The sequence below is a fragment of the Gluconobacter roseus NBRC 3990 genome, assembly GCF_006538885.1.
Lineage (GTDB): Bacteria > Pseudomonadota > Alphaproteobacteria > Acetobacterales > Acetobacteraceae > Gluconobacter > Gluconobacter roseus.
This window is the reverse complement of the sequence record NZ_BJLY01000004.1, coordinates 184719-208480: the sequence shown is the minus strand read 5'-3', so window position 1 is coordinate 208480 and position 23762 is coordinate 184719. Positions and strand designations below refer to the sequence as shown.

18 protein-coding genes and 1 pseudogene are annotated in these 23762 nt (G+C 54.5%); 6 read left to right on the top strand and 13 right to left on the bottom strand.

The features are described 5' to 3' along the window. Positions 1-195: 195 nt before the first annotated feature. Positions 196-2628 carry a TonB-dependent receptor plug domain-containing protein gene (locus tag GRO01_RS10960; protein WP_371857412.1) on the top strand — a complete coding sequence of 811 codons (2433 nt, stop codon included), beginning with the start codon at positions 196-198 and terminating at the stop codon, positions 2626-2628. Positions 2629-2687: 59 nt separating this feature from the next. Here GRO01_RS10960 and GRO01_RS10955 read toward each other — a convergent pair whose 3' ends face one another. The 6 genes from GRO01_RS10955 to GRO01_RS10930 form a co-directional block, all read right to left on the bottom strand. Further along, positions 2688-3704: an SDR family oxidoreductase gene (locus tag GRO01_RS10955; protein WP_062509681.1), complete on the bottom strand. Its 1017-nt coding sequence runs from the start codon at positions 3702-3704 to the stop codon at positions 2688-2690. Positions 3705-3845: 141 nt separating this feature from the next. Further along, positions 3846-4847 (bottom strand): DNA polymerase III subunit delta, encoded by a 1002-nt coding sequence (holA, locus tag GRO01_RS10950; RefSeq protein WP_062509683.1) that lies wholly within the window; start codon positions 4845-4847, stop codon positions 3846-3848. Positions 4848-4861: 14 nt separating this feature from the next. After that, positions 4862-5533, bottom strand: a complete 672-nt coding sequence (locus GRO01_RS10945) for a hypothetical protein (protein ID WP_062509685.1) — start codon at positions 5531-5533, stop codon at positions 4862-4864. Further along, positions 5533-8130, bottom strand: coding sequence for a leucine--tRNA ligase (leuS, locus tag GRO01_RS10940; protein ID WP_062509687.1), 2598 nt, complete (start codon positions 8128-8130; stop codon positions 5533-5535). The genes GRO01_RS10945 and leuS overlap by 1 nt, the downstream gene beginning before the upstream one ends. 7 nt (positions 8131-8137) lie before the next feature. Beyond that, entirely contained in the window at positions 8138-8656 is a 519-nt protein-coding gene (locus tag GRO01_RS10935) for a DUF3576 domain-containing protein (protein ID WP_231490313.1), read from the bottom strand. Between the two features lie 134 nt (positions 8657-8790). Continuing rightward, positions 8791-10899: an AfsR/SARP family transcriptional regulator gene (locus tag GRO01_RS10930; protein ID WP_174787439.1), complete on the bottom strand. Its 2109-nt coding sequence runs from the start codon at positions 10897-10899 to the stop codon at positions 8791-8793. A gap of 902 nt (positions 10900-11801) precedes the next feature. On the opposite strand from GRO01_RS10930, the gene acs reads away from it, so the two are divergent. After that, a complete protein-coding gene (gene acs, locus GRO01_RS10925) occupies positions 11802-13709 on the top strand; it encodes an acetate--CoA ligase (RefSeq protein WP_062509691.1) in 1908 nt (635 codons plus the stop codon). A 20-nt stretch (positions 13710-13729) separates the two neighbouring features. On the opposite strand, the gene GRO01_RS10920 is transcribed toward acs, so the two are convergent. Then, positions 13730-14041, bottom strand: a complete 312-nt coding sequence (locus tag GRO01_RS10920) for a hypothetical protein (protein WP_041110875.1) — start codon at positions 14039-14041, stop codon at positions 13730-13732. A gap of 161 nt (positions 14042-14202) precedes the next feature. On the opposite strand from GRO01_RS10920, the gene GRO01_RS10915 reads away from it, so the two are divergent. The 3 genes from GRO01_RS10915 to GRO01_RS10905 are packed head-to-tail and all read left to right on the top strand — an operon-like array spanning position 14203 to position 16617. Next, a complete protein-coding gene (locus GRO01_RS10915) occupies positions 14203-15183 on the top strand; it encodes an AEC family transporter (protein ID WP_062509693.1) in 981 nt (326 codons plus the stop codon). Further along, positions 15180-15647 carry a low molecular weight protein-tyrosine-phosphatase gene (locus GRO01_RS10910; protein WP_062509695.1) on the top strand — a complete coding sequence of 156 codons (468 nt, stop codon included), beginning with the start codon at positions 15180-15182 and terminating at the stop codon, positions 15645-15647. Before GRO01_RS10915 ends, GRO01_RS10910 begins: the two co-directional genes overlap by 4 nt. A gap of 37 nt (positions 15648-15684) precedes the next feature. Then, positions 15685-16617 (top strand): 2-hydroxyacid dehydrogenase, encoded by a 933-nt coding sequence (locus GRO01_RS10905; RefSeq protein ID WP_062509697.1) that lies wholly within the window; start codon positions 15685-15687, stop codon positions 16615-16617. Between the two features lie 4 nt (positions 16618-16621). Here GRO01_RS10905 and GRO01_RS10900 read toward each other — a convergent pair whose 3' ends face one another. Then, entirely contained in the window at positions 16622-17380 is a 759-nt protein-coding gene (locus GRO01_RS10900) for an NAD kinase (RefSeq protein WP_062509699.1), read from the bottom strand. A 193-nt stretch (positions 17381-17573) separates the two neighbouring features. Between GRO01_RS10900 and GRO01_RS13630 the strand changes: the two are divergent. Next, positions 17574-17727: pseudogene (locus GRO01_RS13630) on the top strand (IS5/IS1182 family transposase); the annotation flags it as partial. A 138-nt stretch (positions 17728-17865) separates the two neighbouring features. Here GRO01_RS13630 and flhA read toward each other — a convergent pair. From flhA to fliF, 5 genes are read right to left on the bottom strand one after another with little or no spacing between them, the layout of a single operon-like run. After that, a complete protein-coding gene (flhA, locus tag GRO01_RS10895; protein WP_083541373.1) occupies positions 17866-19998 on the bottom strand; it encodes a flagellar biosynthesis protein FlhA in 2133 nt (710 codons plus the stop codon). A 47-nt stretch (positions 19999-20045) separates the two neighbouring features. Beyond that, the gene (gene fliN / locus GRO01_RS10890) at positions 20046-20369 is read right to left on the bottom strand and encodes a flagellar motor switch protein FliN (protein ID WP_083541374.1); all 324 of its coding nucleotides are present in this window, start codon (positions 20367-20369) and stop codon (positions 20046-20048) included. 1 nt (position 20370) lies between these two features. Continuing rightward, on the bottom strand, positions 20371-21030 hold the full coding sequence (locus GRO01_RS10885; RefSeq protein WP_062509700.1) for a hypothetical protein: 660 nt from the start codon (positions 21028-21030) through the stop codon (positions 20371-20373). Beyond that, complete coding sequence (locus GRO01_RS10880; RefSeq protein WP_083541380.1) at positions 21030-22043, bottom strand: flagellar motor switch protein FliG; 1014 nt, start codon at positions 22041-22043, stop codon at positions 21030-21032. The genes GRO01_RS10885 and GRO01_RS10880 overlap by 1 nt, the downstream gene beginning before the upstream one ends. Beyond that, the gene (gene fliF / locus GRO01_RS10875) at positions 22040-23719 is read right to left on the bottom strand and encodes a flagellar basal-body MS-ring/collar protein FliF (RefSeq protein WP_062509704.1); all 1680 of its coding nucleotides are present in this window, start codon (positions 23717-23719) and stop codon (positions 22040-22042) included. The genes GRO01_RS10880 and fliF overlap by 4 nt, the downstream gene beginning before the upstream one ends. Positions 23720-23762: the final 43 nt, after the last annotated feature.

Below are 23762 nucleotides of genomic sequence, written 5' to 3'. Positions count from 1 at the left end.
AACGCCACAGCCCTGACAAAATGTGATCGAAATCTTTTCGGAAGCGGAAAATTGTGTTGACCTTCCGCAAATACGAAACGATTTTGTATTTCGTATAAATTACTAACTTATCGCGTGGTAAAAGTGCTGAACCAGCTCTCTCTTCGTCACCTGACCCTTCTGGGGACATCCCTCCTTGGCTCTGCGTTTGTCCTGATGACGGACGAAAGCCGGGCTGCGACGACGCAGTCCGTTCCGGTTCAGCACAAACAGGCCCATACAACACCGGTTGCCAAGAAGACGGCGAAACCAGCTCCCAGACAGGCAGCAAGGCCCACGCCCGAGGTTTCGGGGGGTAGCGAGGCTGTGGTTGTGACGGGAACGCGCGAGTTCGGCAAGAAGGCCCGGGATTCGATCGCTCCGGTCGATATCGTCACAAATCGCCAGCTGACAGGGACTGGCCAGCCTACGCTGCGAGACTCTCTGGCGCTGCTGCTTCCATCCCTGACCGTACCGACTGGCGGTTTTGATGCCGGTGCCCTGACCGACAGCATCTCGCTGCGTGGCCTCAATCCCAACGAGACGCTGGTGCTCGTGGATGGCAAGCGCCGTCACACCACGGCCAATATCTATGCCGATGCCGGCCCCTCGCAGGGCTCGACACCTGTCGATATCGACATGATCCCCATGTCCATGATCGACCATATCGAAGTCCTGCGTGACGGCGCATCCGCCCAGTATGGTTCGGACGCCATTGCGGGCGTGGTCAACATCATCCTGAAGAAGCAGAACCATGGTCTGACCATGCGCTCGAACACGGGCATTACGAGCGAAGGTGACGGTTTCCAGCAGGGCGTGTTCATCGACGGTGGTGCGAACCTGAACAATCGTGGCTTCGTGCATATCGGTGGCGATTTCGTGCATCAGGATCATACGGTGCGTTCCGGTGCCGATAACCGGACCAACACCTATGTTAACCAGCTTCTGGGCCAGCCAGAGCAGACCCGTGAGAGCGTCGCCATCAACGCGGGCTATGACATCACCGACAACGTGCAGGCCTATGCCAGCGCGACCTATGCGCATCGTCACGCGGAATCGTACCAGAACTACCGCCTGCCCTCTTCGCTCGCGAAATATCCCGGCTATTCAGCGATCTATCCTTATGGCTACGCGCCGATCGAAGAGCTGAACGAGAACGATTACGAGCTGACTGCAGGCTTCAGGGGCACGCTGGCAGGCTGGCACTGGGATGTATCTTCGGTCTTTGGCCGGGATTACGACGCCGTCAACGCCCAGAGCACGACGAATGTGGGCCTTTATGCGGCTACGGGTCAGACCCCGACATCCTTTGCCGCACAGGCCTATAACGACACGCAGTGGACGAACAGCGTCGACCTCAGCCGCAAATTCCGCACGTCCTTCTGGCCCTACGCCATCAACGTCGCGGGCGGTGCATCCTATCGCTATGAGGCTTATGCGATCGGTACGGGCTCTCCGGCCAGTTACACTTATTCCAGCTCGGACGGCTTCCCCGGCACCAACCCGGCCAATGCCGGCAAATGGTCCCGTGACGTTGCGGCAGGTTATCTGGATGTTTCCACGAACCTGATGAAGCACTGGCAGCTCGATCTGGCCGGGCGCGTCGAGCATTATACGGATGTCGGTAATACCAAGACCGGCAAGGTCTCGACCCGTTATGATTTCAGCCCGCGCTTTGCGATCCGCGGTACGTTCAGCAACGGCTTCCATGCGCCGACTCTGGCGCAGGAACATTATTCTGCCCTGTCCGTCTCCCCGACTGCGGCAAGCGGCATCATCGCGGCAAGCTCTGCTGGCGCTCTCGCCAACGGTGCTTCGGCCCTGAAGCCGGAATCTTCCACGAGCGCCGAAGGCGGCATCATCGTGGAGCCGATCAAGAAGCTGCATGTCACCGTGGACGTGTATCAGATTGATCTGCGCGACCGGATCATGCCGGGTGGAACGATCTATGGATCGCAGGCCTATAGCGCACTCGCCGCCGATGGCTTCAATCTGCCCAGTGGATCGGAAAACTGGACAGGCAGCCAGCTTGCCACCCACTGGTTTGCCAACGTGGCCAATACCCGCACGCAGGGCCTCGACCTGACGGCGAACTACCCGACCGATTTCGGCCGTTATGGTCATGCGGACTGGGATGTTGCCATCAACCTGAACCGCACGCGTCTGCGCCATCAGACCAACAGTACGACTGGCGCGCCCCTGCTGAACGCCCAGAATATTGCTTACATCACCACGGCCTATCCGCGCAGCAAGATCATTTTTGGGGGCACCTGGCGGTCGGCGCATAACAAGTGGGCCGTCTCCGTTCACGAAATCCGTTATGGCGAAACCACATCGCAGCTGACCTACTATACGGGGCCATATACCTACTCCACGAGCCACTTCCTCCAGTTCCAGAACGTGCCAAAATGGACCACGAATGCGTCTGTCACGTACAACATCACGCCGAAATGGAGTGCGACGATCGGTGGCAACAACATCTTCGCCAAGTTCCCATCAGTCGTGCCTGAAGGGAACCGCTATCTTGGCGTTCCCAAGTACTACATGAGCACATCACAGCTCGGCATGAATGGCGGCTATTACTATCTGGACGTCTCGGCACGTTTCTGATCAGCCACAAAAAAAGCGGAAGGCTTCGGCCCTCCGCTTTTTTGTGTTCTCAATGACTGTTAGCCCGGAATGCCGGTTCCACCAGTGGCTCCGAAGATCTGTCCGGTTAGGTAGCTGCCGTCCGTGCTGGCAAGCTGCACATAGAGCGGAGCGATCTCGGCGGGCTGGCCTGGGCGCTTGAGGGGAACGGTCGAGCCGAACTTCTCGACCGCGGACATGGGCTGGCCACCACTGACCTGCAGGGCCGTCCAGAACGGTCCGGGTGCGACCGCATTGACGCGGATGCCCTTGGGGACAAGCTGCTTGGCGAGGCTCTTCGTCAGATCCGCGATGCCTGCCTTGGTGATGCTGTAATCCACCAGGATTTCGGAAGGATTATAGGCGTTGGTCGAGCTCGTATTCACGATCGAACTGCCCGGCGGCATATGCGGGATGGCCGCCTTGATGATCCAGAAAAGCGCATAAAGATTGGTCTTCAGCGTCCAGTCGAAATCCTCTGTCGTCAGATCGAGGATGCTCTCATGATAATGCTGACGTCCGGCGCAGTTGATGAGACAGTCCAGACCGCCCAGCTCGCGCGCTGCATTGGCCACCAGCTTCTGACAGAATTTCTCCGAACGGATGTCGCCAGGAAGAGCCACCGCCTTGCGTCCGGCGCTCCGGATGAGATCCATGACTTCTTTTGCATCTTCTTCCTCAGCCGGAAGATAGGAAATCGCCACATCCGCCCCTTCGCGGGCAATAGCGATGGCTGCGGCGCGTCCCAGACCGGAATCTCCACCCGTTACAAGTGCCTTTCGTCCCGCCATGCGACCGGATCCCCGGTAGGAGGTTTCACCATGATCAGGACGCGGGGACATTCTGGAAGCAAGACCGGGCCATGGCTGCGGCTGGGCCTGAAAGGGACCATCCGTATAGCGCTTGGCAGGATCGGAAAGCGGGGGCGCGCCGTTTTCGGCAGACATGGTAGGGTCAGCTGCCTTTGCCCTGCTCCCTGCGGCCGCCGCAGCAGCAAGCCCCAGAGCCGCGCCTTTCAGAACCTTGCGGCGGGAATCATCGGAATTCCGTTCAGTCATGAACCTGTCCTTTTCCGTTCTCCGCAAACTGGTCCATCCCGGCCAACCCTGCGGATCATTGATTTCTGACGGAAGAGAAACAGTCTCGCGGAACAGGAAGTTTCCATAAAAACTCGGCTTTGAAGCCGGGCACTGATCTGATCAGACTTTCCTGACCGTACAGAGAGACGCAATATGGCGTCTGCACAGCGCCATGTCAGGCGATGCGCTCTGCTTGCAGGCCAGTTCAAAAGCCTGCGTTTCCTGCGCTGCGATGGCCAGTGCAGGAAGAGACCAGCGGTCCAGTGCCTGACCAAAGGCTGCCGTCCGTTTGAAGAACACGGGGGGCTTCAGTGCCTTCATAGCCTCAGCCCGACCATGGCCTTCCTGCACGCTCTGAGCGACCTTCTGAAGTCGGACCAGAACGCCCAGAACCGTCCGCGCCACCGCCACGGGATTGGCACCATCCGCGAGAGCCCGCTCAAGCGCCTGATCAGCCATCAGCCGGTTGCCGCACAGGGCGGAAAAAGCGGCATCTTCCAGCGAATTGCCGCCTGCATCCCCTACGCAGTCCTGCACAGCCTGCAGATCAAGACGACCGCCCTCACCCGCATAGAGGACAAGCTTTTCGATCTCGCCCCGCACACCACTGCGATCGGCGCCGAGCGCACCCAGCAGCCAGACCAGTGCATCACGATCGATTGTCACCCCGGCCTGACCGAGAGCATCCGTGACGGTCTGGGATAATGCCCGCCCTTCTTCGGGATAGCAGGCAATGGATGCGACCTGTTTATGGGCTTCGGCCAGCGCACGCAGCTTTGAGCGCGCCGTAATTCCCGGTGCTTCGATAACGATCAGCGCGTCTGTTGCGGTCTCCAGCACCCGCTTGAACAGTGGCGCCAGACTGTCCTGTCCATCCCGCACCCAGACGACGCGCCGCCCGCCGATCAGGGAGAGCGCCGTGGCTTCCTCTTCAAGCCGATCCTGCGTTTCCCGGTCCAGTTGGGCGACCTGAAACGGATCATCAAGCGTTCCGGCTACCAGCTTGACGGCCTGAACAGCGCGTTCGCGGATAAGACCCGTGTCATCGCCATGAAGCACGATTGCCCGCCAGGAACCGGCATCCGCCAGAGTGCGCCCGATACTCCGTGCGTCAATCTTCACGTGGCAGACTTCATTTACTGCGGGGTCGCGCTGGACGTACCCCGGGACAGACGGCCTGTGGCGGAAGCCGGGAAGCCGTCCACACCAGTCCGATCCGTCGCTGCATTTCCGTTATCGTCAGGCATACGGTCCGTATTCAGATAACGCGGCAGTTCGTCAGGAGCGGCCTTCTCAGGCATGTTGTGATTGCGGAACCAGATTGCGATCTGCTGGGTCACCGTCTGGGCTAGGGTATCCGAGACACGTGCCTGAAGCGTTTCGTCATTCAAAGTCTGGGCGAAATACTGCTCGAACGTGGTGTTGAAGCCATCCAGCGTTGTCGCATCGCCCTGCGCCAGCAGACGCGGGTTCTGATCCACCGTGATCAGAACCCAGTGCGCTGACCCCGTGCTTCTTGTGCGACCTGAGGTGTTGTCCTGATGGATGTCCACCGCTTCCTCATTCATGCCCGAATAGACTTTCAGCATGTATTTATGAGGATCTTCAGGCCCGGCGCCTGCCAGATTTTTCTGAAGAGCCAGACGCAGCAGCTGACCGTAACGACCCGGAATGTTGTCCACGTAGATCTGGGCCAGCTCTTCCGACATGTCGGTTTTTGGCGTCAGCTTTCCGTAGAGGGGGGTAAAACCGCACCCTCCCAGAAAAAGACACGCTGTCAGAAGAAAAGTGCCGCGCCGGTCAGACATCAGCCTGCCACCACGAAATTGACGATCCGGTTCGGAACATGGATTTCCTTCACCAGTCGCTTTCCTTCCAGCAGGCGAGCCACATTCGGCTCGCTCTTCGCTGCGGCCAGCACGTCTTCTTTCGGCGCATCGGGCGGGACTTCGATGGTCCCGCGCAGCTTGCCGAGGATCTGCACACCGATCGTCACACTCTGCACGGCCAGCCATTTTTCTTCGGCTTCCGGCCAGGGACGCTCTACAACGAGCGCACTGGCCGGCTCCAGAACCGCCATCATGTCTTCCGCAAGATGCGGCATCATCGGCGCGGTCAGCAGACACAGCACGCGTGCTGCTTCCCGGCGGGCGGCGGCAATGCCAGCGCCTTCGATGCGTTCAGCCTCAGCCAGTGCCGATGTCAGTTCATGCAGACGTGCCACGGCGACATTTGGCGTGAAGGCTTCAAGCGCTTCGCCGACTGCCACGATGGTCCGGTGTGTCACACGACGCAGATCATCCCCGGCAGTTCCGTGTGCGCTATCGGCCGCATCCCGGGCAGCCACGGCTGAGACGAGGCGATGCAGGCGCTGACCGAAACGGGCAGCCGCTGCGACACCTGACGCCGTCCACTCCATGTCCCTCTCGGGCGGGCTGTCGGACAGCACGAACCAGCGGGCCGTGTCGGCGCCATATCGCTCGATGATGTCCACTGGAGACACCGTGTTGCGCTTGGACTTGGACATCTTTTCGGAACGGCCGACCTGAACTGGGGTCCCGCCCTCGCGCCGCACGACCTTGTCACCCTGACGTTCGACTTCTTCGGGATACAGCCAGCCGCTGTCATCCCGGTAGCTCTCATGCGTCACCATGCCCTGCGTAAAGAGACCGGCAAACGGCTCATCGACATCCAGATGCCCGGTTTCGTGCATCGCCCGGGTGAAGAAACGCGCATAAAGCAGATGCAGGATCGCATGCTCGATGCCACCGATATACTGATCGACCGGGAGCCAGCCATTGGCCGCAGCCGGGACAGTCGGGGTCTCGGCATGCGGGCTGGTGAAGCGGGCGAAATACCAGGAACTGTCAACAAAGGTGTCAAACGTGTCCGTCTCGCGAACGGCAGGCTTGCCACAGCAGGGGCAGGCCACATGCTTCCATGTGGGATGATGATCCAGTGGATTGCCGGGACGGTCGAATGTCACATCCTCAGGCAGAATGACCGGTAGTTGGTCATCCGGAACAGGAACCGGGCCACAGGTTTCGCAATGAATAATGGGGATCGGGCAGCCCCAGTACCGTTGGCGGGAAATCCCCCAGTCACGCAGGCGCCAGTTCACGACGCCCTTGCCGGCGCCCAGACCTTCAAGGCGCTCGATAACCTTCGTCCGGGCCGTTGCGGGGTCCAGTCCGTCCAGAAAGCCGGAATTGAAGAGGGTGGCGTCTCCAGAGACGGCCTTCTTGCCAAGCGTAAAGGTTTCGGCATCCTGACCGGCGGGCAACAGGACCTGCGGAACTGGCAGGTCATATTTGCGCGCGAAGTCCAGATCGCGCTGATCACCGCATGGGCAGCCGAAGACGGCGCCGGTGCCGTAATCCATCAGAACGAAATTGGCGATCCAGACAGGTGCGGTCTTTTCCGGATCCAGCGGATTGGCGACACGCAGACCGGTATCGAAGCCGCGCTTTTCGGCGGCCTCGATGGCTTCTTCCGATGTCCCGAGGCGGCGACATTCTTCGATAAAGGCAGCGGCCTGCGGATTGGTCTCCGCAACTTTGCGCGCCAGAGGATGTTCTGCCGAAATCCCGATAAAGCTCAGCCCGAAAAGCGTATCAGGACGTGTCGTGAAGACTTCAACGCTGTCCAGATCTTCGTCATAGCCTGCTGGCGGCTGGTGCAGGGCGAAACGGACCCGCGCGCCTTCCGAACGGCCGATCCAGCGCTCCTGCATTGTCCGGACGCGCTCAGGCCAGCGATCCAGCGTCTTGAGGTCATCAAGCAGGGGCTGGGCAAATTTCGTGATTTTCAGGAACCACTGGGAGAGCTTCTTTTTCTCGATCAGCGCTCCGGATCGCCAGCCACGGCCGTCCACAACCTGTTCGTTTGCCAGAACCGTCTCATCGACCGGATCCCAGTTGACGAGGGAATCACGCCGCTCGACCAGCCCTGCTGCCAACATGTCGGTGAACAGCTTCTGCTGCTTGCCGTAATACTCCGGCAGGCAGGTCGCAATTTCACGATCCCAGTCCAATGAGAACCCGAGGCGCTGGAGCGTGCCGCGCATCGTGGCGATGTTGTCCATCGTCCATTTGCCAGGATGGACATTCCGCTCCCGGGCGGCGTTTTCGGCCGGCAGACCGAAGGCGTCCCAGCCCATGGGATGCATGACGGCGAAACCACGGGCCCGCTTGTACCGCGCAACCACGTCCCCGAGCGTGTAGTTCCGGACGTGTCCGACATGGAGCTGCCCCGACGGATACGGGAACATCTCCAGCACGTAGTATTTCGGCCGGTCAGCGGGAGGAACATCCGGAACCGCGAAAATGTTCCGCTGCTTCCACTCTTCCTGCCAGAACGGTTCGCGATTTTGAAAGTCGAATGCGGGGGCTGTGGTATCGCTCATGTCTAACTCAGTTGTCCCGCTCGCCATTTTCAGCACGCAGCTGGCGCGCGCGTGTCAGGATGCGGGTGGTGATATCGGATGTGGTGGTTGCCGAGACCGGCGTGTCTTCCCACTGCCCGTCCTGCAGAACCTGACGGAACACCGAAACCCGCAGGGCGTCGGAACGCAGCCGGCGATCCAGCACATAGGCTGCGATCTTGAACCGCTCGTTCTGGCTGGCGGAGGGCTGATACCAGTCGGTCAGGATGACGCCGCCGACGGCATCGGCCGAAGCCAGCGGCATGAAGGACAGGGTGTCGATCGCTCCACGCCACAGATAGGCATTCACGCCACCACGAAGCTCGTCAGCACCGCCTTCAGCACCGCGGTCCACACCCAGAAGATGATTGCGGGGCGCTGTCAGAGTGCTGGGATCACGTCCGCCACCACAGGCGGCAAGAGCGCCGAGTGCCAGGAATCCCAGAGCAAGGCGGGTTTTCGGTCGGTGAAAAGGTCGAAGAACGGTCAACTGGATGCGAGACATCATGTGTGGTCCTGCGGGCCGCGCCAGGGCCGGTCACAAGCAAGGATGCAGACTGGCGAGGCCTGCAGCCGGCAACTTCTGTTTGTGTGTTCATATCGTGCCGGCGGCACAAGGCCAAGCACCTGAAAGAGATGTTCTTATCCCTTGACCAGCCCAGCCCGACCCAATGCATCCATCAGCCTTTTCTGATGCGCTTTCTCAATGAAAGGAAACCTGCTGACGATTTTTGAAATTGTCAGATCAGGCACCAGGCGCAGAAGGTGTTGATGGACCTGTTGGGTCTCTTCCGGGAAATCACCGGTCTCAATCAGGGCAATGAGGTAATAAACGAGGGAACTCGGGCACACCGGATACAAACCGGACATCAACCGGCCTATGGAAATTACTTTCTGATAGTCTTCTCCCAGCAGCAGGATCATCATGAAAACCGGTCGCAGCAGTTCCAGCAACTGGGAGCGACAACCATTTTCAAGAAGAACCTTTACGGTAGTGGCGGCTGCATTCGTCCTGCCCTGCAGCAGGTCAAGGACAATGGAAGCCATCAGATAGTCAGGAGAATCCCTGTGGTTCTGGTCATTGCGGGAAATGCCTTCCGCTGCAGCCTGGGCAACCGAAACCGCCGTACTTTGCATGGTGGGGTCATACATCAGATAGGCTGCAAGCAGGACCTCGACGGCATGTAGATCCGGCATCAGCGAGACTGCGGCCCGGACCCTTTGAAGCCCACGCGCAAACACGGCTTCGGCATCCGCGCTCCAGTCGTTCAGGAACCGGATATAGCAGTGGAGCGCGTCAATAAGAGCAATCGCTCCATCTTCTTCCTCAAGAACGGTCGCACGCTCCAGCAGAACCCCGATCCGGTCGAAAAAAGAACAGTCATGGCGCAGAAGGAGCATGAATGCTCTTAATGCCATGCCCAGGGCGGACAGCTCTGCATCCGGACGCGCAGCGATCCGCCGGGCTTCTACGACGAAAATATTCCACTGCATCGCCTGTGCCGGTGCAAGCAGACTGTTTTTTGCAGCGTCTGGACCAGCGGATGGGAAATCGTAATGTGTCCCCCAGATAATGACACCACCGCGCCGTGCATCCAGCACGCGGACAATGAGCCGGTTATCTGCGCCATCAAGTCCTGCGCGCAGACTTCCGGAAATAATGTAATCCGTGCCCCAGCTTCGATAAACTGCCGCCGCATTGACGGGATCCGGCAAAGATGGCTCGGGAACGGAAAGGATATCAAACGTTCCCATGTGCACGAATATGAGCTCGAGCTGATCCCGCAGATCCTGTGCCTGCTTCGCAAGCTTTCCATCGGGACATGATGGCGGCAGGAACACCAGTGAAATCCGGCGAGGTTCCACAGATGAAGGGTCGCGCGAAGCATAATGCAGCGGCAGGGCCAGCATTGGGTCCAGTCGTGGCATGGGCGCGCTGAAAGGAATGTCGGGTCCTCCAGTCGGCAGCACCGCCTGGGAGAAATCATTTGCGACTTCGCTGCCATGAGCTTGCGTCGAGATATTCGCAATCAGGGACTGGGTCGCGGGGTCCGGAATATGTCCTTCAATATCCCCGAACAGATGGCTCATCTGATCAGCAAGTGCTGCTGCCCGCCCCTGATCTCCGCGATGGAGCGCGGTCTGTATTCTTGCGCGCCAGGCAATCTCGTTCAGGTTATCAAACTTCAGCAGGCGTTCTGCCATGTCCTCGACCTGATCCGGATCGGTCAGTTCTCGGACAGCATTTTCATAAACATGCTGAAGATGCGCTGACAGTCGTTCCCTCTGCTGGACAAGCCAGTCATCCAGCGCGGGATCTACACCAACCAGTTCACCAAGCAATGGCTCGTCGGGCGGCGTGACGCTGTCGATCGTTCGGACACTGGCCGTCAGCAGCCTCTCGGCGTCGACAGATGTCAGCGCCGGCTTCAGGGCAAGTGAATGGCGCTGGACATCAATCACATCCACACCCAGTGGACTCAGGGCATCCAGAAGGCGGTGGATCTCCTGCCGGAGCGATGCGCGGGCCATGTCTTCGGGACGCTGACTCCACAGCAGCTCCGCAAGACGGGATCGCAGGACCGGCTTTCGATCAGAAAGAGCCAGAATAGCCAGAAGGGCCCGTGTCTTGCCCCCAACAGGAAGGACGCTCTCGCCTGTAAGGGTTTTTGCCTCCATCTGCCCGATCAGCCTCAGGCGCAGAAGCGTAGGATCGGTCTCGCGGACGTGGCGGGGTGCACTTTCCATCATCTTTGCCGCCCCCACTTTCAGCGCCCCCGGCCGGGAAGGGCAAAAAGCCCGAACTGGTTCAGTATGTCGTCATAAGCAATGCAGATCATGGCAATTCTCAACCCAGTCAAACCTGCAACACCTCCACGATGAGATGTTGTGTAGGATGACAGGCGCGAATGCGATCGATCCTACTCAGGATTTGGTACTACCAGAAAACAGATCACCTTTTTGATGGAAAAGAGGTGCCTTGCAAGGCCATAGCTGAAGCCTCACCCGAAAGCTTAGCCAGAAAAGGTTTAGATAGCATAAACATATTATGCCGTTTTTTCCTGTCTGACCGAGGCTGTTTCGTGAGCATTTACGCGCATGTTCCTGCTAGACGAAACAGGCGCCCGAGCGCTGGTGTCGAGGCTTTTCTCTACCTGAAGAGGGAATGACCATGGTTGCAGGAATATTGTAACCGGGATATCATCCAGTTGTTCGTCCGCGTAGCTCAGCAGGATAGAGCACAGGATTCCTAAGGTTTGAATTGGGCGCCATGATGGGAAACCGCATGGTGGATTCGCTCAAATTCGGGGAACGCTCTGATCATCTTGATCGTGCCAATCCCGAGCCAAGCTTTCCGGCATATCGGAAAGAAGGTGTAGAGACTGTACGGGTGACACCTTGGCCTTCCTTGTCGATGGCTGTGGTGAAGAGACAGTCCAGACCACGAACATGCTTTCAGGGCATGGCGGTGAAAACCGAAGTGGTAAGAATCCTGGGGCCGGAGGTTCGAATCCTCTCGCGGACACCATACCTCCTTGCAAGAGTCTTTGTGCAAGGACGGGAAAATTTTCTCTATTTCCGATCCTGTAAGCCAAATATAACGGCACACCCGCTATATGGCGTTCGTCTTTCGTGCGTAAGGTTTCAGGTTCATGTCTTCATCCCCTCATCCTCATACATTCCGCCTGTCTCCAGTGGCTTATAAAGCCCTGACAGACCGGGCGGCTGCCGAGCCTGAGCTTTACTGGGAAGGTGAGAGCAGACGGCTGAACTGGAGCGCCGAGCCCAGTCAGGCCTATTGTGAGGAACAGGGCTGGTTCGTTGATGGCGCCCTCAATGCAAGCGTCAACTGCCTTGACCGGCATCTTGCGACGCGAGCCGATCAGGCGGCTCTGATCTGGCAGGCAGAAGATGCCGACAGGGTTGTGACCTTCACATACCGCACACTGCATGAACAGGTCTGCCGTCTCGCAAATGTTCTACGGAGCCAAGGCGTCCGGGCGGGAGACCGGGTGGCCATTCATCTTCCCTCCGTCCCCGAGGGTCTGATCGCCATGCTGGCCTGCGCACGGCTAGGCGCAATCCATGTCGTGCTGTTTGGCGGTTTCTCTCCGGAAGCCATCGCTGACAGGCTGGCTGACAGCGGTGCGGTACTGGTCATTACAGCCAATGTGGGCCGCAGAGGCGCAAAGCGGATTCCGTTCAAGACAACCCTCGATGCCGCCCTGGACCTGCGTCCTGAGGCTCATGCCATCAATCATGTTCTGGTCGTAAGCGTGACCGATGATGTCGTGAGCATGAAGGCAGACCGGGACATGTGGCTTTCGCCACTGCTGGAAGAAGCTGCGGCCGAATGCGCTCCTCAGGACATGCCTGCTTCCGCGCCTCTTTTCCTGCTGTACACATCGGGCAGCACCGGCAAGCCAAAGGGTATCGTACACGGCACGGGCGGCTATCTGGTCTGGGCGTCCTATACGCATGAGCTGGTTTTCGATCATCAGGAAGGCGATGTTTTCTGGTGTACGGCTGATATCGGCTGGATTACCGGTCACACCTACGGCGTCTACGGCCCGCTGCTGAACGGTGGAACGATCCTGCTGTTCGAAGGTATGCCATCACATCCCGGACCGGGTCGCTGGTGGAACGTGATCCAGGACCACAAGGTCACGACTTTTTACACATCCCCCACCGCCATTCGCGCACTCATGCGCGAAGGTAATGATGTCGTGCAGCGTTACGACCTGTCCTCCCTGAGGGTTCTGGGAACGGTCGGCGAGCCTATCAGTCAGGAAGCCTGGTCCTGGTTCAATGACCATGTTGGTGGGGGCCGTTGCGCCTTCGTCGACACATGGTGGCAGACCGAAAGCGGCGGGATCATGATTTCGCCTGTGCCCGGTGCCGTCAGGGAAAAGCCGGCATCCGCAACGCTTCCCCTGCCCGGCGTTCATCCCGTTCTTCTGGACGAACGTGGCGCTCCGAAGGAAGGCGCGACGGAAGGTGTGCTCTGCCTCAGGGGATCCTGGCCCGGCCGGGCGCTCACGATCTGGAATGATGCTGCCCTTTTCGAGCGCACCTATCTTCAGCCCTATTCCGGCTATTATTTCACGGGTGATGGCGCGCGGCGTGACGAGGACGGGTATTACTGGATCACCGGACGTGTAGATGACGTCATCAATGTTTCCGGCCATCGGATAGGCTCTGCCGAGATTGAGGATGCACTGGCAACCGAGCTGCTCATCGCCGAGAGCGCTGCAATCGGAATCCCTCATGACCTCAAAGGTCAGGGTATCGTCGTTTATGTCGTTCCTCGCGACGGTGCTCCGGACGACCTTCACCTGAGAGCCGCCAAGGCCATCACATCAAAGGTTGGCCGCTACGCTGCGCCCGAGCGTATCCATGTGGTGCCAGACCTGCCCAAGACACGTTCCGGAAAAAGCGTCCGGCGCCTGCTTCGCAAAATTGCCTGCGGAGAGACCGAAGGATTTGGTGATCTTTCCACCCTCGCCGATCCTGAGATCGTGGCAACACTGATCAGCATCATTCAGGCCCCAAAAAGCTGATCTGTCAGCCCTGACAGGGTTCAGACATCGGTCGTGCCGCCCGATGTCTGAACCGGAATGAGCGCGTCGCTCAGGAACCCGAAGACGACATGCATGAAATAGACGGAAAAAGCCGCGACCAGCAGTACGGCAAACAGCCGTCCGAAAATCCTGAACGATGCCACGATCAGCGCTCCCAGGAGCAGGAACAGCAGCACCGTCTGTGAGTTTCCCTGTATCCCGAGACTGGCCAGGACTGTTCGGGCCATGACCTCGATAATGGCCACACCGGCAACAACCACGCCCAGTAGCCCGAGGATCAAACCCCACAACGTATCGAGTATGGATTGCATCACGTGATCTGGCACCATTTTGAAAGAGGACAAGAGCACTCCACAAAGCCATTCTCCGCGCCTCCGGTCAACTGTCATCTGCCATGGGGATAGACGGATGTTGGAGCGACCGTTACGAAAGGTGATCCTTTCCTGACCGGATTTTCTTTCATGGATCCTCTATGACGAATTCGCCTGCCCTGCTGCTGACGATCGTTCAGTCCATTCTCCCGATTCTCGTAACACTGGGATTTGGATATTTCGCAGCATTCCGAAAGGATTTTGATGCGCAGCAGGCTGGTGTTCTGACACGTCTGGTCATGCTGTATGCCCTCCCTCTGGAATTGCTGGCATCCATCCTCAGCACGCCCCGTAACGAGGTTCTGGCCGCGGGACCGGTTGCGGCACTGATCCTGCTGGCCATGGTCGGGGGCTACGGCATCATCTTTGCCATCCTGCGTGGCGTTCTCAACCGCCGCCTCGGCGAAGCGGCGCTGATCGCAATGACCATCACCGGACCGTCTGTCCCCTTCATCGGTATTCCCGTGCTGGGCCAGATTTTTGGACCGGCCAGTTCGGTCCCCATCTCGATCGCCTCTCTCGCCATGAATCTGGTACAACTGCCCATCACACTGATCCTGATGGGCCATGATCGTGGCACGCGCCACCGCGTCGAGACTGAGGGGGAGGCCCGGAACGAACTTCGCGAGCTTTTTGGGCATCTGATGCATTCCTGCCGGGAGCCGGTTGTCTGGGTTCCGATGATGGCCCTTGTTCTGGTCAGCGCTGGCGCCTTCCTGCCTCAGTTTCTCAAAGGTTCGCTTCTGCTACTTGGCCGCACGACGGGCGGAGCAGCGCTTTTTGCGTCAGGCGTCGTGCTCTTTACGCGTCAGGTCAAATTCAGCCCGCTGGTTGGCGTAATCGTCACCGTCCGGAACGTCATCATTCCGGCGATCATCTATACCCTCGCCCGGCTGTGGCACCTTCCCCTGCCTGCGCTGCAGGAAAGCGTGCTGACCATGGCCATTCCCAGTGCTTCGATCAACGTCATCCTCGCCATGCGATATCATGTGCTGGAACGTGAAATTGCATCCGTTCTGTTCTTCGGAACGTTAAGTTCAATCTTCACCATGGCGTTCTTCATTTGGCTGACAGGTGCATGACCAGTTTTCTTTTCGTATGTACGGGCAATATCTGCCGCTCTCCCTTGGCAGAACTGGCCATGCGCCGGGAAGCCGAACTTCGCGGACTGATCCTCGACATTGATTCCGCAGCCACCGGGCACTGGAATCTGGGCGAAGCACCTGATCCCCGCGCCCGTGTCATTGCGTCCCGACAGGGGCTGGATGCGTCCACGCTCAGGGCGCGTCTTGTCACCGAGGATGATTTCTTCCGCTTCGATCACATCATAGCCATGGACCGGTCCCATCTGGCCATCCTCAGGCAAATGCAGCCCCGACAGTCCAAGTCGTGCCTGTCCCTGATGCTGGACCATGTTCCTAACCGTGCAGGACAGGACGTCATTGACCCATATTACGGGCCTGACGAGGGCTTCGTCACTACATGGGAAGATGTTGAAGCCGGATGCGCCGCTCTAGCGCAAACAAATCTTGGCCCACGTCCCTGAGTCTCACGGTTTCAGCGAAACACGTAAGGAGAGTTGCATGTCATCCCGCCCCGACATCCTGATGATTGACCCCCTTTTTCCCGGCATAAGGGAAAAAATGGAGAAGTCATTCACGCTCCATTCCTATACGACGCTGGAGAATCTCAAGAGCATTGCTCCAGAGATCCGCGGGATCACGACGGGAGGCGCATCCGGCGTACCGTCTGAAATCATGGACATCCTGCCCAATCTCGAGGTCATTTCAGTCAATGGGGTCGGTACTGACCGCATCAATCTGGACGAAGCGAAACGCCGGAACATCCGCGTTGCCACGACCCAGAATACTCTGACGGACGACGTGGCAGACATGGCTGTTGTTCTGATGATGTCTACCATGCGGGGTATCGTAACGAATGATCAGTTCGTCCGTGCCGGAAAATGGCCGTCAGAACCGTCTCCACTGGGTCATACCTTAACGAAAAAACGTGTTGGCATTGCAGGCTTTGGCCATATTGGACAGGCCATTGCCAAGCGGGTCTCAGCTTTCGGAATGGAAGTGGCCTATTTCAATTCCCATGCCCGCCCAGAAAGCAGCTATCATTTTGAGCCTGATCTGAAGACGCTGGCAGACTGGTGTGATGTGCTAATCCTTGCTGTATCAGGCGGGCCACGCTCTGCAAACATGATCGACAGGGACATTCTGGATGCCTTGGGTAAAAGCGGCTTTCTGATCAATATTGCCCGCGGTACCGTCATAGACGAAGAAGCGCTCATTACCGCTCTTCAGGAGAAACGCATTGCTGGCGCTGGTCTGGATGTTTTCCAGAACGAGCCGAACATCAACCCGGCCTTCTTTGCTCTGACCAATACAGTTCTACAGGCTCATCAGGCGTCCGCTACGGTAGAGACCAGAACAGCCATGGCCAATCTGGTCGCAGATAACCTGATTGCTTATTTTACTGACAAAAGCCTCCTGACGCCGGTCATCTGAAGCATCAGGCGACAAACTGTTCGGCGATGATCCTTTCTGAAAGACCGTGATCGGGATCGAACAGGATGGTGGCCTGGTGTTCCCGATCTTCCCGAACAACGACCTCGGCCACATTGCGGATCTCCGTAAAATCGGCCACGGCAGCTGTTGCCCTCTTCTCCGTATCAAGCAGCGTCAGCTTGACCACAGCAGTCGAGGGCAACAGTGCTCCCCGCCAACGCCGGGGACGAAATGCAGAAATTGGCGTCAGAGGAAGAATATTGGCACTCAGCGGAACAATAGGCCCGTGAGCCGATAGATTGTAAGCCGTCGACCCCGCAGGCGTGGAAACAATTATCCCGTCGCAGATCAGTTCCTCAAGCCGGGTTCGTCCATCAATGTCAATTTTGATACGGGACGTCTGACGCGTTTGCCGAAACAGAAATACGTCATTGAAAGCCAATGCGCTTTTGACCTCTCCTGATACGGTCGTAGCCTGCATGTGAAGCGGATGCAGAACCGAAGGCTGCGACTTTGCAAGACGCTGCAAAAGATCGCTTTCATTGGCAGCATTCATCAAAAAGCCGACCGTGCCGTAGTTCATCCCGTAAATAGCGATACTTTTGTCCAGGACCTTGTGCAAGGCTTTAAGCATAAAGCCGTCTCCTCCCAGACACACCACAACATCCGCATCATGAAGGCGTACATTTCCATACTGCTTGGAAAGTCGTTCCAGTGCAGCCTGAGCAGGGTCAGCTGAGGAGGCTACGAAATGAATTTTCATACCGAAATCACATCAGTCCAGATTCAGTGGAGATCATTTTCTCCGTTACGCCAAACCTTAGCAGATTTCTCGGCTACGAACCGTATCCAGCGAAACACCAAGAATTTTGGTTGCTTTACACTCAGGAGCGAGTGAGGCCCTTGGAAGGTAATGGCTTGCACAGGTCAGCCTCCTCAAGCCGAGATATCTTCTGGCAGGCCAGGATTATGATGCCGACTGCTTAAGAGATGCCCTGAAGGGAAAAGGGATAAAACCCTGCATTTCAAGGAAGGAAATCCCAAGTAGCATCCATCAAATACAATAAGCGAAGATATAGCTACCGCAATTACATCGAGATCATATCTGGCGGATGATCCTTGGCCATCCAGCCCCTTGCTCTGACGCCCAGATCTAAACCTTGAATCACACTCCTCCCGTTTTCCAAATAGGCTCTAAGACTCATTATTATTCAAACACAAACCGCCTGCAATTCTCCAAACAAATAATCAAATCGATCCGACAGTTCGAATCTTAGCACGCGAGAAAATTTCTTCCTGAGCGATAACTGGTACAGCTGGCTGAATACGCTCAACTATTCGTCTCATTGGCAGCCGAAGGTTGCGAGAGACCAGTATTACAGGGACTTCACCCTGTTTCATTGCGCTTTCCAGACAAAACCTCATGCGAGCCACAAACTCATTCATCCTAGAAGGAGGAAGATTGATATGCCGCTCTTCCCCTGAATTGGAAAGATTTTCAATAATAGAGGTTTCCCAGTCAGGACTAAGGGACAGTATAGGAATATATCCCTTTGGCCCTGTAATTGTTGCACTGATTTGACGAGCCAGCCTTATACGAACGTGCGAAACAAGCCCCGGAACTGTTTTGAAACCTTGGCTACATCCCTCTTGAAGAGCTTCCAAAATACTGACCAAGTCACGAATGGAGACACGTTCGTCCAAAAGTGACTGAAGCGTTCTTTGAACCATTCCTACCGAGATCTGTGAAGGAATCAGGTCCACAACAAGTTTCTGTTGCTCACGAGGAAGTTCATCGAGAAGCTTCTGAGTCTCAGAATATGACAGAAGATCTGCCATATTATCTTTAACGAGTTCAGTTAGGTGCGTGATAATAACGCTGGCAGGATCTACAACTGTATATCCCTGAATGATCGCATTTTCCCGCAAGCTCTGATCAATCCACAATGCTGGCAAACCAAAGGCAGGCTCTTTGGTTTTTTCACCATCAATATTAGGTTGTCCGCCCTTAGGATCCATGGCTAGAAGCTTGTTAAGTCTGACATCTCCGCGTCCCACTTCTATTTCTTTAATACATACCGAGTAAGAGTCGGGCGGCAAAAGAAGGTTATCTTGAATACGCACAGGAGGCAGCACAAAGCCCATATCGCTTGCAATTGTTCTACGTAACACCTTAATCTTTTCTGTGAGACGAGCGCTCTCACCACTTGCAATTGCAAGAAGGTTAAAACCCAGCTCCAATCTTAACAAATCGACTTTCAGGCTTTCCGAAATTGGGACTTCGACAGGATTGTTATTTTCAGGAACTGCAACTGAATCTCCGTCGTTATCTTTGTCTTCAACAGGCGACTGATACCTTACCCAAGCTGCTCCCGCAGACAGCAGTGCCAAAAAAAGAAACGGAAATGTTGGCAAGCCGGGCATTAATGCCAAGACAAATGCGCTTCCCGCAGCCAAGGCAAGGGGCTTTGGGTTTCCACCCAGCTGCCTCACAAGCGCAACATCCGCTCCCCCTTCTGTTCCGCCCTTAGTTACAACAATACCAGATGCAGTAGAAACTAGGAGAGCTGGTATCTGCGAAACCAGCCCGTCGCCTATTGTTAGAGTAGTAAAAGCAGTAGCTGCATCTGGTACCGACATTCCATGCCTTACAACACCTATTGTAAGACCGCCAATAATATTTATAGCTGTGATTATAAGGCTTGCGATTGCATCACCACGTACAAATTTGGCTGCGCCATCCATCGCACCATAAAATCCGCTTTCTTCTTCCAATTCTTTGCGTTTCTTACGTGCAATAACGTCATTAATAGCGCCTGATGATAATTCAGCGTCGATAGCCATCTGCTTCCCCGGCATTGAATCCAGAGAAAATCTTGCGGCGACCTCTGCAATACGGCCGGACCCTTTAGTGATCACCATAAAATTTACGACCAGAAGAATTGAGAAAAGAATGGCTCCAATAACCACATCTCCTCCCATCAAGAAGCCACCAAATGCCGCCACAACATGCCCGGCAGCGTACGCTCCTTCATAACCATGACTTAAAATCAATCGGGTGGTCGCCACCTCGAGAGACAGCCTTAATAGGGTTGTCAAAAGCAACAATGTTGGAAACGAGGTAAAATCAAGAGGCCTGCTTAGAAACAAAGCGACCATAAGCACAAGAATAGATGAAGTTACTGAAAGAGATAAACCTATATCGAGAATAAAAGTTGGAAGCGGCAATATCAGTATAGATAAAAGCGCTGAAACTGACAGCGCCAGCCCTATATCCGAACCAGGAATCCAAGCCCTTAGCGCTTTAATACCCGGAGGAAGATTAAAAGACGAAAATAGTCCCTCAAATCCCGATAAAAAATTTCTTCCAGAATTTGCCATTTTATTCCATACTCTAATATAATAAATGTCTTATTTATTATATAATTTTATTTATCTGATTTTATTATCTCTGTCATGGTTACTCCAAGTCGCGTTTCATCAACCATTACAACTTCACCCCTCGCAATCAAACGGTTATTTACAAGTATATCTATTGGGTCTCCGATTTTTCTATCTAATTCAACAACAGCACCTCGTCCTAACCGCAAGAGCTGATTTATAGGCATTACTGTTCTTCCAAGCACAGCACTCACTGTTACTGGGATGTCGTAAATCGCTTCCAAATCACCAGAAGATTTCGAATCTGATAAATTATCAGATTTGAAATCTTCATTGTTTGTATTGAAATCATCTTTTTCTTGATCAAGCATCTTAGACCCCTTCTCTGATAAAAGGTAATTTATGAAGACCAGACATTATTTCTTGAACAGCTGCGCTTGCATCATGCGACAATTGGCCTGTATCCCAAGATATAGAGAAGTCACCATTTTTCATTTTCTGATCTAGTTCCAACTCAAGTTTTTTCTGAGCTTCTTCTGAAAAGTATTTTTGTATTTTCTCAAAGAATTCTTTAGAACAAGTTAATTTTATGCTGCCCAGATTTTTAAAACATGGGACCATTAATTCAATATTCTTTTCTGCTTCTTTCACACCATACTGCATTAAGAGATTAGGAAGAAGGGTCACAAACGAATCTAAAATTACTTTAGAAACATTATGAAAAATATCCTTCTTGCATTCTTCTATTTTTTTCTCAATATTTTCTGCTAAATTTAATGAGTTATTTTTAAATTCTTTCTCTATTTCCATTTTTTCTTTAATGAATATTTCTCTTTCTAATTTCCTACCTTCTTCAATACCCTTTCCATAATATTCCTGAATTATTTCCTCAGATGGCTGAATATCTATTGGCGTATCAGCAACAATCGGAATATTTTCTACTTCTTCAGTTTTTTTTGGGGAAGCCGCGCCAAAATCCTCGACATAAAGAAATTCGGGAACATATTTTTTATCATTATAGTGTTTATTCATTAGATTATCATCTCATTGCCAGGCTGTTCCTGATCAATCAGATCAATTTCTCCACGATCCACAAGATCTTTTGCAATCAGAAGAATTTCATTCTGAGCTGCGTCAACATCTTTAACTCGCACTGGGCCTAGGCTTTCGATTTCGTCCAGAAGAATGCGCCCAGCACGTTCTGACATGGAAGCAAAAAAGGCTTGTCTCAATTTGTCACTTGCTCCCTTAAGTGCCAAAGGAAGGCTTTCACGAGGAATTTGGTTCAGTAGAGTTATCAGGCTTTCAGCAGAAAGATTAACGAGTTCTTCAAAGGTAAACATAAGACTCTTAATCTGTTCTGCATCATCTTGACTACGCTCTTCCAACGCCGTCATAAACCGCCCCTCTAGACGACGGTCAAAATTATTGAATATATCTGCTAGAACTTCATGACTATTACGATTAATGCCTCGTGGCAGATTAGAAACGAACTCTGATCTGAGCGTTTTTTCGATATTTTGAAGAACGTTTTTTTGTATGGTTTCAGTCTTCAACATTCGAAGCATGATATCCAAAGAAAATTCTTCCGGAAAAAGCGCAAGAACTTTTGCGGCATGAGAAGGTTTAATTCTTCCCAAGATAACTGCTACTGTTTGTGGGTACTCATTCTTCAAATAATTTGCCAATACGGTTTCCGAGACGTTCCCAAGTTTATCCCACATGGTACGTCCGGCAGGACCACGAATCTCCTCCATAATTGCAGCAGCCCGATTAGCGGGAAGCGCATTTTTCAGTAATTTTTCGGTGCTTTCCAAGTCACCGATTACCCCTTCAGCCGAACCGAGACCTTGGCTAAATTCATGGCATACTTTTTCAACAATATTAGAAGAAACCATCCCAAGCTGAGCCATTGCAGAAGAAATTTCTCTAATCTCTTCTTCATGCATTTGCTCAAATAAGCGGGAACAGTTTTCCTCTCCCAGTGCCATCATCAAAATGGCAGCCTTCTGAACTCCTGAGATATTCTTTTCCATATCCATTATCTCGCCACACCTTCCTGAGAAGGCATCAACCATCCTCGAACCAAAGCAATACTTTCAGATGGATGCGTTTCTACCAAATCTACGACCTTCTGTACTGAAGATGCTCTAATCCGTCCCTGAACCCCATTAACGGAAACAGTCTCTTCTTCGAGAGGCTCGGCATTGACATATGAAGCCTCGAGCATTGGGGATGCTGGCCTCTCATTCTGACCGTTTGTCAGGTAAGCAGATGGTGCTGCCGGAAAATTACCGTTCTGAACCCGCGGTTCTGAAGCCGGCATTCCAAGTAGGCCGGAAGTTTGTCTTTCCCCCGGGGGCCGCAGAAGTGGTCTGACCACAAAAAACAAAACCATACCCAAACAGGTCACAAACAAGCCAAATCTTACCGCTTCCATCTGATTCGAATGCGTGAAGAACTTGCCCCAGCCTGAAGTGGTCGGTCGCATTTCAGAGTCCATATCGCTAAATTTCATGGACATGACTGTCACCACGTCACCGCGAGCCTGATCGAAACCGACAGCACTCTTAGTTAGTGCTGTCAGTCTGCTGAGTTCTTCTTGTGTCCGAGGCTGCCAGGAGGAATGACCTTTTCCATCTGGTTGACTAACCCCATCGACCATCACGGCCATGCTGATACGCGCAATACGCGGCTGATCCTGAATCAGAGTACGAACGGTCTTTCCGATTTCATAATTATTTGTCTGCTCCTGGCGGTTGCTCTGGCTTCCGTTCTGCTGCTGGCCGGCGTTAGCATTTGGGAGGTTATTCGCCACCGTCGTATTTGTAGAACCTTGTGTGTTGATGCTCTTTTCTGTTTTGGTCTGCTGCGATCGGAGAACCTGTTGGTCAGGATCGTAATTTTCCTGAGTTTCGCGGACACGGTCGTTGTTCATCGTCACGTTGGTCTCGACGCGAACATGCCCCGGACCTAGTGACGAACCCAGAAGATCCTCAACCTCGCGAGCAATACGCTGTTCGATCAACTGACGCTGCTCTTCAGGAGACTGACCTCCGTTAGCAGCACCCTGTCCCTGCTTCAGAAGCACATGCCCACGATTATCGATCAGGGAAATATTATGTGCGTCGAGCCCTGGAACAGCTGCGGAAACAAGATTAACAACTGCAGAAATACTTTCTTCGTCGAGACGGCGTCCGCCATCCATCGAGAGCAGCACACTGGCCTGAGCGTTTTGTTCATCCGTGGAAAAGAGTTCTCTGTGACGCAGAACAAGGTGAACGCGTGCGTTTCTTACGCCGTGAATGAGGCGGATTGAACGTTCGAGTTCTCCTTCAAGGGCACGCGTTTCGTTGATGGTCTGTTCAAATTGTGTGGCCGTGAAACTGTTGCCCTTATCAAAAATCTCGTATCCAACGGAGCCACCTGACGGAAGCCCGGTTTGGGCCAGCATCAATCTGGCACGGGCAACATCGTCCTCAGGCACCATAATTGTGCTACCCTGATCCTGGAGACGATATTTGATGTGGGCTTTTGAGAGCTGATCTACGATTTCTCCAGCTTCATGCGCCTCCAGATCCCGATATAACAATCCATTGGTTGCATTAATGCCATGCAGAACAAGGACTCCCAGCAGAATCAGCATCGCAGCCCCGACGCCGCCCAGAGCGGCCAGACGCGGAAGCCCCAATTGCTTGAGGTTTGTTAGCAGCGCTTTCACTGTTTGCTCTTTCCCTGCCTGTTCAATGAGCTGCAGTCGTTAT

Bases quoted from the DNA above. Each gene is read 5' to 3' on its own strand.
- fliN (WP_083541374.1), bottom strand. From the start codon at position 20,369: ATGCTTGATCAAGAAAAAGATGATTTCAATACAAACAATGAAGATTTC.
- GRO01_RS10955 (WP_062509681.1), bottom strand. From the start codon at position 3,704: ATGACTGAACGGAATTCCGATGATTCCCGCCGCAAGGTTCTGAAAGGC.
- leuS (WP_062509687.1), bottom strand. From the start codon at position 8,130: ATGAGCGATACCACAGCCCCCGCATTCGACTTTCAAAATCGCGAACCG.
- GRO01_RS10915 (WP_062509693.1), top strand. From the start codon at position 14,203: ATGACGAATTCGCCTGCCCTGCTGCTGACGATCGTTCAGTCCATTCTC.
- GRO01_RS10930 (WP_174787439.1), bottom strand. From the start codon at position 10,899: ATGATGGAAAGTGCACCCCGCCACGTCCGCGAGACCGATCCTACGCTT.
- GRO01_RS10960 (WP_371857412.1), top strand. From the start codon at position 196: ATGACGGACGAAAGCCGGGCTGCGACGACGCAGTCCGTTCCGGTTCAG.
- GRO01_RS10905 (WP_062509697.1), top strand. From the start codon at position 15,685: ATGTCATCCCGCCCCGACATCCTGATGATTGACCCCCTTTTTCCCGGC.
- GRO01_RS10900 (WP_062509699.1), bottom strand. From the start codon at position 17,380: ATGAAAATTCATTTCGTAGCCTCCTCAGCTGACCCTGCTCAGGCTGCA.
- GRO01_RS10935 (WP_231490313.1), bottom strand. From the start codon at position 8,656: ATGATGTCTCGCATCCAGTTGACCGTTCTTCGACCTTTTCACCGACCG.
- acs (WP_062509691.1), top strand. From the start codon at position 11,802: ATGTCTTCATCCCCTCATCCTCATACATTCCGCCTGTCTCCAGTGGCT.
- GRO01_RS10920 (WP_041110875.1), bottom strand. From the start codon at position 14,041: ATGCAATCCATACTCGATACGTTGTGGGGTTTGATCCTCGGGCTACTG.
- GRO01_RS10910 (WP_062509695.1), top strand. From the start codon at position 15,180: ATGACCAGTTTTCTTTTCGTATGTACGGGCAATATCTGCCGCTCTCCC.
- GRO01_RS10885 (WP_062509700.1), bottom strand. From the start codon at position 21,030: ATGAATAAACACTATAATGATAAAAAATATGTTCCCGAATTTCTTTAT.
- GRO01_RS10945 (WP_062509685.1), bottom strand. From the start codon at position 5,533: ATGTCTGACCGGCGCGGCACTTTTCTTCTGACAGCGTGTCTTTTTCTG.
- flhA (WP_083541373.1), bottom strand. From the start codon at position 19,998: ATGGCAAATTCTGGAAGAAATTTTTTATCGGGATTTGAGGGACTATTT.